11 protein-coding genes are annotated in these 15,853 nt (G+C 63.3%); 9 read left to right on the forward strand and 2 right to left on the reverse strand.

Annotation, left to right across the window (positions count from 1 at the left end; genetic code table 11):
- The first annotated feature begins 319 nt into the window (after positions 1-319).
- Positions 320-2,557 carry an NADP-dependent isocitrate dehydrogenase gene (locus RhoFasB10_RS04665; RefSeq protein WP_167675326.1) on the forward strand — a complete coding sequence of 746 codons (2,238 nt, stop codon included), beginning with the start codon at positions 320-322 and terminating at the stop codon, positions 2,555-2,557.
- 107 nt (positions 2,558-2,664) lie between these two features.
- Here the strand turns inward: RhoFasB10_RS04665 and RhoFasB10_RS04670 are convergent, their stop codons facing one another.
- Positions 2,665-4,062, reverse strand: coding sequence for an MFS transporter (locus RhoFasB10_RS04670; RefSeq protein ID WP_346764352.1), 1,398 nt, complete (start codon positions 4,060-4,062; stop codon positions 2,665-2,667).
- Here RhoFasB10_RS04670 and RhoFasB10_RS04675 point away from each other — a divergent pair.
- Positions 3,943-5,340, forward strand: a complete 1,398-nt coding sequence (locus RhoFasB10_RS04675; protein WP_206030537.1) for an amidase — start codon at positions 3,943-3,945, stop codon at positions 5,338-5,340. The two genes, RhoFasB10_RS04670 and RhoFasB10_RS04675, sit on opposite strands and share 120 nt — an antisense overlap.
- 6 nt (positions 5,341-5,346) lie before the next feature.
- On the opposite strand, the gene RhoFasB10_RS04680 is transcribed toward RhoFasB10_RS04675, so the two are convergent.
- Positions 5,347-6,534 carry a CoA transferase gene (locus RhoFasB10_RS04680; RefSeq protein ID WP_068430266.1) on the reverse strand — a complete coding sequence of 396 codons (1,188 nt, stop codon included), beginning with the start codon at positions 6,532-6,534 and terminating at the stop codon, positions 5,347-5,349.
- 184 nt (positions 6,535-6,718) lie between these two features.
- On the opposite strand from RhoFasB10_RS04680, the gene RhoFasB10_RS04685 reads away from it, so the two are divergent.
- The 7 genes from RhoFasB10_RS04685 to RhoFasB10_RS04715 all read left to right on the forward strand — a co-directional run bounded on the left by RhoFasB10_RS04685 (position 6,719) and on the right by RhoFasB10_RS04715 (position 15,821).
- On the forward strand, positions 6,719-7,798 hold the full coding sequence (locus RhoFasB10_RS04685) for an XdhC family protein (RefSeq protein ID WP_068430269.1): 1,080 nt from the start codon (positions 6,719-6,721) through the stop codon (positions 7,796-7,798).
- Between the two features lie 95 nt (positions 7,799-7,893).
- Positions 7,894-9,543, forward strand: coding sequence for a PucR family transcriptional regulator (locus tag RhoFasB10_RS04690; RefSeq protein ID WP_254303615.1), 1,650 nt, complete (start codon positions 7,894-7,896; stop codon positions 9,541-9,543).
- Positions 9,544-9,687: 144 nt separating this feature from the next.
- Positions 9,688-11,106, forward strand: coding sequence for a solute carrier family 23 protein (locus RhoFasB10_RS04695; protein WP_068430271.1), 1,419 nt, complete (start codon positions 9,688-9,690; stop codon positions 11,104-11,106).
- Between the two features lie 80 nt (positions 11,107-11,186).
- Positions 11,187-12,086, forward strand: coding sequence for an FAD binding domain-containing protein (locus RhoFasB10_RS04700; RefSeq protein WP_167675332.1), 900 nt, complete (start codon positions 11,187-11,189; stop codon positions 12,084-12,086).
- Positions 12,086-12,721, forward strand: a complete 636-nt coding sequence (locus RhoFasB10_RS04705) for a (2Fe-2S)-binding protein (protein ID WP_167675334.1) — start codon at positions 12,086-12,088, stop codon at positions 12,719-12,721. The genes RhoFasB10_RS04700 and RhoFasB10_RS04705 overlap by 1 nt, the downstream gene beginning before the upstream one ends.
- Entirely contained in the window at positions 12,718-15,186 is a 2,469-nt protein-coding gene (gene cutA, locus RhoFasB10_RS04710; RefSeq protein WP_167675336.1) for an aerobic carbon-monoxide dehydrogenase large subunit, read from the forward strand. Before RhoFasB10_RS04705 ends, cutA begins: the two co-directional genes overlap by 4 nt.
- Positions 15,183-15,821: a carbon monoxide dehydrogenase subunit G gene (locus RhoFasB10_RS04715; RefSeq protein WP_167675338.1), complete on the forward strand. Its 639-nt coding sequence runs from the start codon at positions 15,183-15,185 to the stop codon at positions 15,819-15,821. The genes cutA and RhoFasB10_RS04715 overlap by 4 nt, the downstream gene beginning before the upstream one ends.
- Positions 15,822-15,853: the final 32 nt, after the last annotated feature.

The following is a 15,853-nucleotide window of genomic DNA, read 5'->3' on the forward strand; positions in this document are numbered from 1 at the left end:
GTGTTCGGGCGGGCCTGGGGTTCGGACCGAATGTGGCTTTCCGGTCACTCTGAGTGACCCAGGGCCGCCCTCGTTCGGTTCGGGCGGGCCCGGGTTTCGGACCGAATGTGGCTTTCCGGTCACTCAGAGTGACTCGGGGGCGCCCTCGCTCCGGCCGGTTCGGGTGACCAAGATCGGTACTGGCGAGTAACTTTCCGCAGCAGGCGGGGGGTTCTCCGCGTCTGGCAGTACGCGCGTAATGTTACGTCAAAGTTTAGGGTTGAAGAGGACGCAAGCACACGAAGCGTTGCGTCGACGGACACTGAGGCAAAGGCAGAACATGAGTGCGAAACAGCCGACCATCATCTACACACTGACCGACGAAGCGCCGATGCTCGCCACCCACGCTTTTCTGCCCGTCATCCGGGCATTCGCGGGTGCAGCAGACATCAACGTCGAATCGACCGACATCTCGGTCGCGAGCCGCATCCTTTCCGAATTCCCGGATTACCTCACCGAAGAGCAGCGGGTGCCGGACAACCTCGGCGAGCTGGGTCGGCTGACGCAACTGCCCGAGACCAACATCATCAAGCTGCCGAACATCAGCGCGTCCGTCCCGCAGCTGCTGGCAGCCATCAAGGAACTGCAGGGCAAGGGTTACGCACTTCCCGACTACCCGGGCAACCCGAAGACCGACGAAGAAGCAGAGATCAAGAACCGCTACACCAAGTGCCTCGGTAGCGCCGTCAACCCTGTTCTGCGTGAGGGTAACTCGGACCGCCGCGCGCCGAAGGCCGTCAAGGAATACGCCCGCAAGCACCCGCACAGCATGGGCGAGTGGTCTCCCGCGTCGCGCACGCACGTCGCGCACATGCGCCACGGCGATTTCTACCACGGCGAGAAGTCGATGACCGTCGAAGGCGACCGCGAGGTCAAGATGGAGCTGCTGACGACCAGCGGCAAGACCATCGTGCTCAAGGACAAGGTCTCGCTCACCGACCGTGACGTCATCGACAGCATGTTCATGAGCAAGAAGGCGCTCATCGAGTTCTACGAAGAGCAGATGGAGGACGCCTACAAGACGGGCATGATGTTCTCTCTGCACGTCAAGGCCACGATGATGCGCGTGTCGCACCCGATCGTGTTCGGCCACGCAGTCAAGGTGTTCTACAAGGACGCGTTCGCCAAGCACGGTGAGCTGTTCGACGAGCTGGGCGTCAACGTCAACAACGGTCTGTCCGACCTGTACAGCAAGATCGAATCCCTTCCGAGCGCGCAGCGCGAGGAGATCGTCGACGATCTGCACAAGTGCCACGAGAAGCGTCCCGAGCTCGCCATGGTCGACTCGGCACGCGGCATCTCGAACTTCCACTCACCGAGCGACGTCATCGTCGACGCATCGATGCCCGCGATGATCCGCGCAGGCGGCAAGATGTGGGGCGCCGATGGCCGCCCGAAGGACACCAAGGCGGTCAGCCCGGAGTCGACCTTCTTCCGGATCTACCAGGAGATGATCAACTTCTGCAAGACCAACGGTGCGTTCGATCCCACCACGATGGGCACCGTTCCGAACGTCGGCTTGATGGCGCAGAAGGCGGAAGAGTACGGCTCGCACGACAAGACCTTCGAGGTACCTGAGGGCGGCGTCGCCAACATCACCGACCTGGCGACGGGCGAGGTTCTGCTGACCCAGAACGTCGAAGAAGGCGACATCTGGCGTCTGTGCATCGTCAAGGACGCTCCGATCCAGGACTGGGTCAAGCTTGCCGTGACTCGTGCCCGCAACTCGGGCATGCCGGTCGTCTTCTGGCTCGACCCGTACCGTCCGCACGAGAACGAGCTCATCGGCAAGGTCCGCACGTACCTGAAGGATCACGACACCGAGGGTCTCGACATCCAGATCATGTCGCAGGTCCGCGCGATCCGGTACACGATGGAACGCCTGATCCGTGGGCTCGACACCATCTCGGCGACCGGCAACATCCTGCGCGACTACCTGACCGACCTGTTCCCGATTCTGGAACTCGGCACCAGTGCCAAGATGCTGTCCATCGTGCCGCTGATGGCAGGCGGTGGACTGTACGAGACGGGTGCAGGTGGTTCTGCGCCGAAACACGTCAAGCAGCTCATCGAGGAGAACCACCTTCGTTGGGATTCCCTCGGCGAGTTCCTCGCGCTCGCGGTCAGCCTCGAGGACCTCGGTATCAAGACCGACAACAAGAAGGCGAAGATTCTCGCGAACGCCCTCGACGCAGCCACCGGCAAGCTCCTCGAGAACGACAAGGGACCGTCGCGTTCCACCGGTGAGCTCGACAACCGTGGCAGCCAGTTCTACCTGTCCCTCTACTGGGCGCAGGAACTCGCCGCGCAGACCGAGGATGCGGAGCTCGCGAAGCACTTCACCGGTCTCGCTCAGACGCTGGCCGACAACGAAGAGGCAATCGTCAACGAGCTCAACGAAGTTCAGGGCAAGGAGGTCGAGATCGGCGGATACTACTTCCCGGATCCCGAGGCCACCGCAGCCGTCATGCGCCCGAGCAAGACGTTCAACGATGCATTGGCGTCCGTAAGCGAGTAGGCGCTTCGCGCACGTGCGCGCGAATGTATAGCCCGCTATACATTCGCGCGCACGACGCGTACCGCAAGAACCGCCCATTCTGTTGTCTGTCAACATGAATGAGCCATTCATGCATTTTGGGGCACCTTCCGAGCCTGCAGCGAAGCAATCACGTACCCGGTGACCATGAGTCCCGCGGCGATCGTGAGTCCGACAGTCGGCGATGTCAGCGTTAGAAGTAGCGGCACGGCGAATCCCAGGTATACGAAGCAGTAGTAGACCGCGGTAGCGGTGGACAGGTCACCATCCGGAGGTGTCCGTTTTTCGACGATGACCAATCCTGAAACCAGCAGCATTCCGTAACACGATCCCAGCAGTACCGCCGCGGCAACGATCAGGATGACGGATACTACGCCGCCAGTGCTCAATGCCACCGCAGCAAGCGCGAATCCCAGACATCCGAGCCCGACGCCGACCCCGACGGGGACCTTGTCGCCGCGGCTGGACAGACGTCGGGCGGTCGGTTGCACTGCAACACCCGTCCAGAGCGTCAGTGCCGCAATACTTCCCGTGAACGCCACGGATAGAGAGCCGGTGACGTCGGCGACGTGAGGCGGTAGCGTTGCGAACGCGACTGTCGCAGCACCGAACACCCACGGCGCCCACGGTGCGACGCCGGCGAGAAACCAACGCTGTCTGGTGACCGGCATTATCTGCCGCGCGGAATCCTCGAAGCGCGTGCGGGTCTCAGGAACCCTCCACACAAGTACACCCGTCACAGCCATCATCGCGAGATGCACGAGGTACGGCAGCACGTCCGGGGCCGGTAGCCACTGCGCGATCAGTCCCGCGAATAGAGCGCCGCACCCGAAGCCGGCCGACAGTGCAACGGCAGTACGACGCGCACCGCTGCCCGGGCTGTCGCTCAGTTCCTTGATCCACGCACCGCCCGCGGTGAAAGCCATTCCCGACGCGACCCCGGCCAGCACTCTGCCGAGATAGAGCAGAGCCGGCACGTCGGCGCCGAGGGCGAGCAAGATCGTCGACATGACCGTGACTCCAATCATCGGCCGCACGACGGGCCGTCGCCCTCGGCGATCGGAGAGTCGACCGAAGTACAGCAGCGACGGAATCAGCCCGAGCGCGTAGCTGCCCAACATGGCGGTGAACGCGGTGCTGGTCAGGCCCACGGTCTCGCGATACACGAGCTGCATGGGCGCGAACTGGTTCGCGCCCCAGCTCACGGCGAACACGACGGCGACCACACGAATCCAACTCACGGGCATCCTGGTCATCCTTCCAAGTCGTACACGCTGTGGATGTGGCAGAACCTGCCAGCGTCTTGCACGTTTCTGTGTCGATTGTGGTCGTATGTTGCCTACCGCCCGAAACCTAGGTTCGTTTCGATGAAGTCGAGCGAGAGGGCGCGGGTGGACGTCGACACGTGGGTGGGAAGAACAGCACGCTCGATAGCTTCGGCCGTCCGGGACGGCCACATCACCGCGCGCGAGGTCGTTCAGGACCATCTGTCCGCGATCGACAGGCATAACCCCGAGCTCAACGCGATCGTCACGGTCTGTGCCGAGGACGCATTGGCCGCTGCAGACGATCTCGATCGCCGACGAGAAGCAGGGAAAATCCTCGGTCCCTTGGCCGGCGTTCCGTTCACGGTGAAAGACACCATCACGACGGCCGGAGTTCGTACTACCGCTGGGTCCCGTGCGCTGGCGTCGAACATCCCGATGCGCGACGCCACCGCGGTGACCGCGTTCAAGGCCGCAGGTGCGGTGCTCATCGGAAAAACGAACGCGCCGGAGTTCGGAGCGTGCGGACTCACTCGCAACGACCTGTTCGGGGTCACGACGAGCCCACTGATAGCCGACGGGATCCCGCGTTCGCCCGGCGGCTCGAGTGGGGGTGAATCCGCCTCGGTCGCAGCAGGTCTGAGCGTGCTGGGTCTCGGCACGGATTTCGGCGGATCGGTCCGCTGGCCTGCACATTGCACCGGGTTGGTGTCGATCAGGCCGACATTGGGCCGTGTCGACACCGACGGGCAGATTCCCGGAGTCGTGTTCGACGGTTACGTCCTGGCGAATCCGGTGACGGTGCACGGGGTCATTCAGACGATCGGACCGCTGGCGCGGAATCTCCCGGACCTCGAACTCGCACTGAACGTTCTGTCGAATCCCGCTCTCGCGCCTGTAGAGAAGTCAGTGGATACGAACACGTTGGACATCCGATGGGCACCCGGCGACGGAACGATGCCCGTCGACGACGAGATCGTCGATGCTGTGTCCGCCGCTGCGCACATGCTTCGGGCAAAGGAATACAACGGAACCGCACTCTCGCGCGGTCACGCGCTGTTCTCCACGTTGCGCGCAACCGAGTCTCACGCCGATATTCGCGTCCTCGTCGGTACCGAGACCGAACAGTTGACGTCCGAAATACGAGCCGCTCTTGACGCAAGACCCCAACACCTCGACGAGAACCTCTGGGCCGAAAGAGCAAAGCTCATTCAACAATTCCTCGACGAGATGGGCGACGTGCTGATCATGCCCGTCGCGTCGATTCTCGCGCCTCCGCTGGGGCAGGAATCATTCACCGTCCGAGGACGAGAGCTGACCTGGATGGACGTGCTTGCGAGCTGCCGAGCGATCAGTGTTCTCGGTCTGCCGTCGGTCGTCGTTCCGATTGCTCAGGCTCGCAACGGTTTACCGGTCGGGCTACAGATCGTAGCCCGACCTTGGCGTGAGGCCGACGCTCTCGCGGTCGCCGCCCGGATCGCGAGTTTGCCCCGCGAGTAGAGACGATCAGATGACCGCACTCCTACGCAGTTCGACGATCTCCTCTGCGTCGAGGCCCAATTCGGTCAGCACCTCGACCGTGTCCGCACCCAATGTCATCGGCGGCGCCTTGCGTACCGGCAGAACCTTGCCGTCGACCCAGAATGGCCCCCGCACCACGGAAGTCGAGCGTCCGTCGGGCCCTTCCGTTTCTTGGATCATGTCGAGCGCGCGCACCTGCGGATCGTCGAAGACCTGATCGATGGTGTGGATCGGGCCGCAGGGAATTCCCGCCGCGCGCATCTGCTCGATCCATTCGGCAGCCGTCTTGACGGTCAGCAGTTCGAGGATTTCCTTCGTCAGCTGGTCTCGGTGTTGTGTCCGTTGCTTGCCGGTGGCGTAATCGGCTCGGTCAGCCAGCTCCGGCGCACCGAGAACCGAACACAATGAGAACCAATGCTTTTCGGTCCCAGTAGCAATGGTGATCGGAAAGTCGGCGGTATCGAACACGCCGTACGGTGTGATCGACGGATGCGTGTTGCCGTTCGGTTCCGCGACGCGGCCCGTGCTGATGTAGTTCTGCGCCTGGAACGTCATGGTCGAAATGGCCGATTCCAACAGCGACGTCTCGACGCGTCGGCCGCGTCCGTCGCGCTCACGGGCCGCCAAAGCTGCTGCGATACCGAGGGCCGCATAGATACCGGACACCGTGTCGACGATCGGGATTCCGACCCGCATCGGTGCACTTCCGGCGTCGCCCGTCACGGACATCAGACCGGACATGCCCTGTGCCACTTGGTCGAGGCCTGCGGCGAGGTGGTCGGGTCCCACCGGACCGAATCCGCTGACACTCATGACGATCAGTCGAGGATTCTCACGTTCGAGCTCCCGGGGATCGAGGCCCATGTCCGCCAGTACCCCCGGTCGGAAGTTCTCGACGAGCACATCGGCATCGAGGGCCAACCTGTGCAACAAATCTCGACCCGAGTCGCTCCGGAAGTCCACGGCCACAGAACGCTTTCCCCGGTTGACTGAGGTGAAGTACAGACTCCGGTCGTCGTCGAACGGAGGCCACTGACGTGAGCTGTCGCCTGTGGCAAGGGGTTCCACCTTGATCACGTCGGCACCGAAGTCCGACAGCAACGACGTGCAGAGCGGACCTGCGAGCGCCCTGGTCAGGTCGAGAACTTTTGTTCCGCTGAGTAGTTCGTCCATTGATGCGTTCCTCGTTCTTCTCGTCCAACCGGGGTCGAGGATTGACGATGGTCGAGGGCGCGGTTCGGCGCGTCGGCGACAGTGCACAACGAGTGAGCCCACTTTTAGGCGACTTCTGTGACCGAACGACCTGGCTGCTACGGCTACCGTGAGGCCGAAGGTCAGCGAGCGGAGGTAAGAGACGGTGCGGGATATTTCTGCTGCTGTACACAGCTGGTTCGACAGCGGCGAGTCGTTCGCACTCGCGACGGTGACGCGCACTTGGCGTTCGTCTCCGCGTCGGCCCGGTGCTGCGATGGCCGTGAACCGAAACGGCGAGGTCGTCGGGAGTGTGTCGGGCGGCTGTATCGAAAGCTCGCTGTACGAGACCGCACGTGACGTTCTTGCCGACGGCAACTCGCGCATCGAGACCTTCGACGTCAGCGACGACGACGCATTCGGGGTCGGGCTGACGTGCGGCGGCAGGATCGAAGTCCTCGTCGAACTGGTCGGTTCACAGTGGCCGAGCTTCGGGGGTGTGTGCGAGCGTCTTGCATCGGATCGGCCGGTCGCGGTGTTGACGACTCTCGTCGACGGCGGGCCGTCGCGTCACCTCGTCGTCGACACCGAGAACCACCAGGGTGACCTGCCGCTGCCGAGTCGGAACATCGAGGACATAAAAGCGAGACTGCGCGGCGGCGAGTCGGACGTCGTCGTTGCGCGTCTCGGAACCGACCAGGACATACTGGTCGAAATACACGCACCCCTGCCGCGCATGTACGTGTTCGGTGCAATCGATTTCGCCTCTGCCGTAAGCACTCTCGCAGTCTTCGCCGGCTACCACGTCACCGTCGTCGACGCGCGGCCGGTGTTCGCGACGCCCGCGAGGTTTCCGGCGGCACACGAGGTGGTCGTCATGTGGCCGGACAGGTTTCTGGCGACCGCGCCCGTCGATTCACGCACGGCCATCGTGGTGCTGACCCACGACGAGAAGTTCGACATCCCGCTGCTGAACCTCGCCCTGCGCTCCGACGCCGGGTACGTCGGCGCGATGGGTAGCCGATCCACCCATGAGCGACGCGTCGGCCTTCTTAAAGACCACGGCATCACGCCGCAGCAGTGTGCGCGCCTACACTCACCCATCGGCCTCGACCTCGGCTCCCGTACCCCTGCGGAGACCGCATTGGCAGTGCTGGCGGAGGTCACCAAGACGATGAACCGGGCGACCGGTGAGGAACTGCGTCACCGCCGCGGTCCGATTCACGGTCTCAGTTCATCCGCGTAACCCAATGTCCTGCCGCGCCGGCCGGTGAGCGTTAGGATCGTCTCTTCGCGAATCCCCCTTTTCGCGAGTGAAATGAAATCCGAGGTGCCCGCCCAGTGTCTGTCAGGTCCGTCTCCATTCCTGAAGCTCCTGAAGCAGAGGCCCTCACCGAACTTCTCCGGTCTGCGTTGCTGCCCTCGTCGTCGATCGTCGTGGGGGAGGTCGACGGAGTAGACGTGCGACGGGTCGGTTTCATGGCGGTCCCGGACATCGGACCTTGGCTCAGGCGCGGCCAACTCCTGATCACGACGCCCCGCACCCTGGGCCTGGTGACCGAATCTGCGACGGCGTTCATCGGCCGGTTGAGCTCGCGCGGAGTCGCCGCGCTCGCAGTGCAATTCGACGGTGACGGGTGGAACCTCGAACCCGAGATGATCGATGCCGCCGCACAGGTCGGTCTGCCCATCGTCGCGTTCCACGGCGACGGGGATCACCCACTGTCCCGCGGCCGCGTCGCAGTGGAGCAAACGCAGGTATCGGCCATGTTCGAGGCAGAGCGAGTGCGAAAACTGCTGGTCGATGTCGTCATGGCCGGCGGCGGCCTGGCAGAGTTGGCCGGAGTCGCGGCGCGTGAGCTGAACGGAACAGTACTGCTGACCACATCGGACGGCCGCGAGATCAGCCGCGCCGGTGACGCCGCGGGACGGAGGCGGTTGTCGACGAGCCCCGCTCTCGACTCCACCGGTAGGTTGCGGACCGACACCGTCGAAGGTGGACTCGGACTGCACGTGTTCGACGGTCATTCGGGCGCGATCGCGGCGGTCTCGGCCAACCACATCGATCACGGACGGTTGGCTCTGTTCACGTGGGATCGCGTGATGACCGAGCATGATCTGTATCTCGTCGAACGCGCCGCAGCGGTGTGTGCCCTTGTAGTCACGCGTCAACAGGCCGTGGCCTCCGTCGAAGAGCGGCATCGAGCCAACTTCATCCACGATCTGATGGTGGGCCGTGCCGGTGATACCGAACATGTTGTCACGCACGCGAAGACGTTCGGGTGGGATTTCGACCGACCGCTGGTTGTCGTCAGTATCGAGCCCGATCCAGTACTGGACGAGTCGACGAATTCCACGCACCGGCTTCCGGTCGTCGACCGTCAGGCCATGGCTTTCTCGGGTGCGATCGCCCATCGAGATCCCGGTGCGGCGGTGACGGCACTGACGGGCGAGACCGTGATCGTCATGGGCGTCGGCAACGACACGATGGCACTCGTGCGTGACCTCGTCAGTGTGGTCCGGGGTGAAGGCGGCGGTGGCAGAAGGCCGTTCAGTGTCGGGGTGTCTCGAACAGCGGAGACCACCGACGGAGTGCCTGCCCTCTACAGTCAGGCACGAACGGCTTTGACTGTGGGGCGCCGCATTTCGGGCCAGTGGTCGCTGACCAACTTCGACGATCTCGGCGTCTATCGCTTGCTGTCCCTCGTGGAAGACGAGGACGAACTCGAGAACTTCGCTCGAGAGACGCTGCGCGAACTCACCGACGACACCGCGGAGGCGCAGGACATGCGGAACACTCTGGAGGTGTTGTTGGCGACGAACATCAACATCGCGGAGACTGCTCGCAAGCTCCACTTCCACTACAACACACTGCGTTACAGAGTCGTAAAGCTCGAGAAAATGTTGGGCTCGTTCACTGCGCAGCCGGAATTGCGACTGGACCTGTCCCTAGCATTGAAGATAATCGCGATGCGCGGCATCAATCACTAATCCTGCCAATCCGAGGGTCTTCGATCTGTCAGATTGTCATCACGTCGCCCCCGATCGGCTGTAATAGCGTTCAGAGGCATCAGGGGCGGTTTGTGAGCTGCAACACAGAGTACGAACCGCCTTCCTCTGCACGAAAGGCCGATCATGCCGATTTGGACCCTGCACGGAGATGGTAAAACGGTCGCTCCCGGCGAAGTCGTCGCTCCCGGTGAGAGACTCAGCTGGGGACGGACCATCGGACTGGGCGGCCAGCACGTCGTGTCTATGTTCGGCGCGACCTTCGTCTTCCCGATTATCATGGGGCTCAATCCTCAACTGGCCGTGATGATGTCGGGCTTCTGCACCATCTTCTTCCTTCTGGTCGTGAAGGGGCGAATTCCCAGTTACCTCGGAACGTCGGCAGCCTTCGTCGGTGGTATCGCCGCCATTCGCGCCCAGGGTGGAACGTCGGCGGAAGTGACCGGCGCGATCCTGGTGTCCGGCCTCGTCCTCGGCCTGATCGGCGTCGCCGTTCACTTCCTCGGCGGACGGTTGATTTTCAAACTGCTGCCGCCGGCGGTCACGGGAGCGGTGGTGATGCTGATCGGCTTCAACCTCGCGCCCGTCGTCGCGGGGCTGTATTGGCCACAGGATCAATGGGTTGCGCTGTTGGTGATGGTCGCTCTGATCGTGATGTCGGTGGCGCTGCGCGGCTTCATGGGACGCATCGCGATCTTCCTTGCTCTGATTCTGGGCTACGTCGTCTCATGGGTTCTCGACAAGGTGTCCGGCCCGATCACCTCGTACGACGCCAATGCCGGCGCGATCACCGAGCATTTCCGCGTCAACTGGGACTCGGTATCGTCGGCGTCGTGGTTCGGTCTACCGCCGTTCTCGGACGAGGCCAGCGGTGTAGTCGGCATCCATGCGCCGTCGTTCAGCCTGACGTTCGTCGTGCTCGTTCTTCCCGGCGTCATCGCGCTGATCGCCGAGAACGCCGGCCACGTCAAAGCCGTTGCGGAGATGACCAAGGACGACCTCGATCCGTACATGGGCCGTGCGCTCGCCGGTGACGGATTCGCGACGGCAATCGCCAGTGGCGTCGGTGGGTCTCCCACCACGACGTATGCCGAGAACATCGGGGTCATGGCAGCCACCCGCGTCTACTCGACGGCGGCCTACTTCGTAGCCGGTGTCGTCGCGATTCTGCTTGGATTCTCGCCCAAGTTCGGTGCCTTCATCTCGGCGACACCGGGCGGTGTCCTCGGTGGAATCACCGTCGTCCTCTACGGGATGATCGGCCTGCTTGGTGCCAAGATCTGGAAGGAAAACGGCGTCGACTTCGGAAACCCGCTGAACATGATGCCGATCGCGGCCGGCCTCATCATCGGTATCGGCGACACCGCCCTGACGTTCAGCGACACGTTCTCGCTCGGCGGCATCTCACTCGGCACGATCGTCGTCATCGTGATGTACCACTTCTGCCGGTTCATCGGCTCCCGCAACCCCGAGCTCGACGGCTACACCGCGCCTCGAAAGGAAGACACGTCGCCGGAGGCGCCTCCCGCCAAACAGCTGACTTGACGCAGTTTGCCAGCTCGCGGGCGTGACTGTTGTCACATCTCCACACATTTCGAAAGCACTATGACAGGCAGGATCGAGACATGAAACCGTCGCCGCTCAGGTACCACCGGCCGACCACGGTCGAGGAGGCGTGCCGCATCCTTTCCGAGGTCTCCCACGAGGGCAAGGTGATGGCAGGTGGTCAGTCGCTCGTTCCGCTGCTGTCGATGAGGTTGGCGGCGCCCACACACATTGTCGACATCGGCGCGGTGCGCGACCTGGACACCGTCACCGTCTCGCCGGACTCGGGGGTCGAGTTCGGAGCCCTGGTCACGCATTCCGCGCTGTACAACCATGCCGAGGCCCGCGACGTTCAGCCCCTGCTGAGCCGCGGACTGAACCTGGTGGCGCACCCGACCATTCGCAATCGCGGAACGACCGTCGGATCCATCGTGCATGCGGACCCGTCAGCAGAGATGCCCGCCGTGCTTACGCTGCTCGGCGGGCAGGTCACCGTCCAGTCGATCCGTGGGCAACGCGTCATCGACTCGGCCGATCTGTTCGCCGGACCACTGGAAAGCACACTCGAGTCCGACGAGATCGCGCTGTCGGTGAGTGTTCCTCCGGCCCGGGCGGGTATGGGCACGGCAATCGACGAGATTGCCCGACGCCACGGCGACTACGCTCTGGTCGGCGTTGTCGCACAGGTAGAGATCGTCGATGGGCACGTGATCACGGCTCGGATGACCTACATCTCGGCCGGCGAACTCGGCGTCGTCGTCGATTACAGCGACGCGCTTGCCGGCGCGTCGGCGACCGACGAACGAGACCCACAGTGGCAGGCAGTCGGCGAACTAGCCCGCAACACAATCGAAACCGATGCCGACATCCATGCGACGGCCGCATATCGATCTCAGCTCGTATCCGCACTGACCAGCCGTGTCGGATTCGCGGCGGCCCGGGATGCAAGCGCGGATCGCGTACTCGTAGGAAGGTTGTAATGCCGAAGTCCATCGACGATCAACTGTCCGAACTTCAAACCGACACAGGCGAACAACATGTTGCCGTCACGTTCACGCTGAACGGCGTCACCGAGACCGTCGTGCTTCCGTCTCGCACACTGGCCTCGGATGCGATTCGACATCACATGCGCCGCACTGGGACTCACGTCGGATGCGAGCACGGTGTATGTGGTGCGTGCACCGTGCTGCTCGATGGGAACCCGGTCCGCTCGTGCCTCGTGCTCGCAGCCAGTCTCGAAGGGCATTCCGTCACGACGGTCGAGGGACTCGTCGAACCCGACGGCACGCTGCACCCGGTTCAGCAGGCGTTCAAGGACTGTCACGGACTTCAGTGTGGATTCTGTACACCAGGTTTCGTGACGACCATCGCCGCGTTTCTCGAGGACAACCCCAATCCGACGCACGACGAGGCGACCGATGCCATTGCCGGGAACCTGTGTCGCTGCACCGGGTACCAGAACATCCGCGCATCGGTTCTTCGAGCCGCGGAGATCACACGCGAGCGCGCAGGGCAATTCCCGCTCGGCGTCGACGACGAAGCCACCCGAGATGCGCTGGACCGCCAGGTGCGGGGGAGCACGCAGCCCGTCGGCGGAAGGGCGGGGCGTTCATGAGCACGCAGGTCGATACCGAACACGTACTGGGCTCGTCGACCAAGTTCTTCGGCAAACCCATTCCGCGTGAGGAGGATACGCGTCTACTCAGTGGCCAGGGTCGGTATCTCGACGACCTCGGTCACGGGGCGTTGATCGCCGCATTCGTCCGGTCGCCGCATGCGCACGCACGGATTGTCGACATCGACATCGATCCGGCACTGGAAGTTCCCGGTGTCCACGCGATCTACGTCTACGACGACCTTCTCGACGACTCGGAAGAGATGGCCGAGAACCTTCCTCTGCTGATTCCGCATCCGGCTATCGTGGCTCCTCGCAACGGATATCCACTCGCCAAGGACGAGGTCAACCACGTCGGCGAAGCGATCGCGATGGTCGTCGCCGACAACCGGTACATCGCCGAGGACGCGTGCGCGAAGATCGACGTGACCTACGAGATGCTCGATGCTGTCGTCGGAATCGATACCGCGCGTCACGCCGCCAAGGCCGTGCACGACGACGTCCCCGACAACATCGCGGCGCGTCTGCAGCACGGATTCGGCGACGTCGACGCCGAGATCGCGGCCGCACCGAACCGTCTGACGCTCGATCTCGAGATCGAACGCTCGGCGTCCATGCCGATGGAAGGCAAGGGCGTCTACGCCCGATGGGACGGCGACGAGAATGCTCTGACGTTCTGGACGTCGACTCAGACGTCGACCTCGGCGCGGGCCGCGATCGCGGCTCGTCTCGGCATGGCGCTCAACAAAGTTCATTGCATCGCACCCGACGTCGGCGGCGGTTTCGGCGTCAAGATCGTCCATCCGTGGCCCGAGGAGGTCATGGTCACCTGGGCTGCCCGACGCCTCGGCCGCGCGGGCGTGTCGAACGAGGTCAAGTGGGTCGAGGATCGCCGCGAACACTTCATCTCGAGCGCGCACGAGCGCGGTCAGATCCAGAAGGTGGACATCGGGTTCGACGACGACGGCCGCCTGCTGGCGTTCGACTTCACGTTCTGGCACGACAACGGTGCCTATCTGCCGTACGGCATCATCGTCATGATCAATACGGCGACACAGGTTTTGGGGCCGTACAAACCGAAATCGTTCCGTGTCGACGCCTATTCGCTCTACACCAACACGGTCCTCGTCACGCCGTATCGCGGCGCGGGCCGACCCCAGGCAGTCTTCGCGATGGAACGTGCGATGGACGCGATTGCCGACCACCTGGGTAAGGACAAGATCAAGGTGCGCGAGATAAATTTCGTTCGGCCTGAGGACATGCCGTACGACTTCGGTCTGATGTTCCAGGACGGCCGACCTTTGATCTACGACACCGGGGACTACCAGGCGGGCATCGACAAGCTGAAGAAGCTCATCGACTGGGACGGGTTCCCCGAGTACCAGAGGCAGGCCAAGGCAGAGGGCCGCACCGTCGGGATCGGCATCGGCGCGTACGTCGAGGGAACGGGTCCCGGTCCGTACGAAGGCGCGCACGTCGTTGTCGAGACGTCAGGCAAGGTCAAGGCTGCAACGGGATTGACGACGCAGGGCCAGGGACACCAGACCGCGTTCGCGCAGATCGTCGCCGACGACCTCGGGGTCGATGTCTCCGACGTCGAGATCGTCACCGGTGATACCCGGCGATTCGGTTATGCCGTCGGAACTTTCGCATCGCGCGGAGCGGTAATGTCCGGATCGGCGTTCCACGTTGCAGCGCAGATGGTCGCGGAGAAAGCCCGCACGATCGCGTCGGGAATTCTGGACATCGATGCACACGACCTCGAGCTCCGCGCTGGCCATGTCTGCCGGATCGGGACGGAGCCAGGCGTCGAGGGTACGTCGGTTCCGCTGAGTGTCGTGGCGGTGCTGTCCAATCCGCTGCGTTACGCGTTCGATCGCGAGTCCAAGCTCGCGACCGGGTTCGCCAAGGCTGACCCCGACATGACCAAGCCTCCGATCCCAGAGGGTGAACAGCCCGGGCTGGAGGCGACCGGCTACTACTCGCCGCCGCATTCGACATTCGCTTCGGGAGTGCACGCCGCCATCGTCGAGACCGATCCGATCACGGCGGAGATCACCGTGCTGCGGTACGTGGTCGTCCACGATTGCGGCAACGTGATCAACCCGCGCATCGTCGAAGGCCAGGTCATGGGAGCCGTGGCGCAGGGGATCGGTGGGGCGCTGTACGAGCGGATCGTCTACGACGAGCACGGCCAGATGCTCAACGCGTCGTACATGGATTTCTTGATGCCGTTCGTCACAGAGATGCCGAACTCACTCGAGATGGACCACACGGTCACGCCGTCCGGACTCAATCCCTTGGGCATGAAGGGCGCGGGCGAAGCCGGTGTCATCCCCACCAGCGCAGTCATCGCCGCGGCCATCGAGAACGCCGAGGGCATTCCCATCACCGCCATGCCGATTTCACCGTCGGAATTGTTCGAACTTCGGCTCGCACACCAGTCAGCACAGGAGAATTCATGAGAATCGCCGGCACCGCACAGCTCACCGCACCCCGCGAGGAGGTGTACGACAACCTGCAGGACGGACGCGTACTGGCCGCGACGATTCCCGGAGTGCAGTCGCTCGAACAACTCACCGACAATCACTACAAGCTCTCCATCATGGCGGGCGTCGCCTCGATCAAAGGTGTGTACGACGGTGAAGTGGTTCTCTCGCAACAAGATCGGCCCAACTCGTTCGTGATGACGGCGTCCGGCGCGGGCGCGCCGGGCACTGTCAAGGCCGACGTGACGGTCACTCTGACGGAGAACGAGCAAGGGACCCTGCTGTCCTACGACGCCGATGCAGTCGTCGGAGGGATGGTGGGAGGCGTCGGGCAACGCATGATCACCGGCGTCGCCAAAAAGATGGCCGGAGTGTTCTTCAAGAGCATCGACGGCGTCATCGCCAACGGAATCTCGTCGTCGACGCCTGCTGCAACGTCCGAAGCGGCGCTCAGTTCGGAAACCGTTGTGGAGCAGGCGAATCAGGTGCCGCGAGCGACGCCTCTACCAGGAGGAACCGACGCGCGCACGGTACTCGTCAGTGCCGCGGCTGGTGCCGTCATCGCCCTGACCGGCGTGGTGATCGGTGGACTTCTGGGGCGCTCCAGATAGCACCGTAGACAACGAATTTCGCCCCGAATCGC

Source organism: Rhodococcus sp. B10, from assembly GCF_011770055.1.
Taxonomy (GTDB): domain Bacteria; phylum Actinomycetota; class Actinomycetes; order Mycobacteriales; family Mycobacteriaceae; genus Rhodococcoides; species Rhodococcoides kyotonensis_B.

Coding starts and splice junctions, on each gene's coding strand:
- RhoFasB10_RS04665 (WP_167675326.1), top strand. CDS start 320: ATGAGTGCGAAACAGCCGACCATCATCTACACACTGACCGACGAAGCG.
- RhoFasB10_RS04675 (WP_206030537.1), top strand. CDS start 3,943: ATGAAGTCGAGCGAGAGGGCGCGGGTGGACGTCGACACGTGGGTGGGA.
- RhoFasB10_RS04670 (WP_346764352.1), bottom strand. CDS start 4,062: ATGGTCCTGAACGACCTCGCGCGCGGTGATGTGGCCGTCCCGGACGGC.
- RhoFasB10_RS04680 (WP_068430266.1), bottom strand. CDS start 6,534: ATGGACGAACTACTCAGCGGAACAAAAGTTCTCGACCTGACCAGGGCG.
- RhoFasB10_RS04695 (WP_068430271.1), top strand. CDS start 9,688: ATGCCGATTTGGACCCTGCACGGAGATGGTAAAACGGTCGCTCCCGGC.
- RhoFasB10_RS04700 (WP_167675332.1), top strand. CDS start 11,187: ATGAAACCGTCGCCGCTCAGGTACCACCGGCCGACCACGGTCGAGGAG.
- RhoFasB10_RS04705 (WP_167675334.1), top strand. CDS start 12,086: ATGCCGAAGTCCATCGACGATCAACTGTCCGAACTTCAAACCGACACA.
- cutA (WP_167675336.1), top strand. CDS start 12,718: ATGAGCACGCAGGTCGATACCGAACACGTACTGGGCTCGTCGACCAAG.
- RhoFasB10_RS04715 (WP_167675338.1), top strand. CDS start 15,183: ATGAGAATCGCCGGCACCGCACAGCTCACCGCACCCCGCGAGGAGGTG.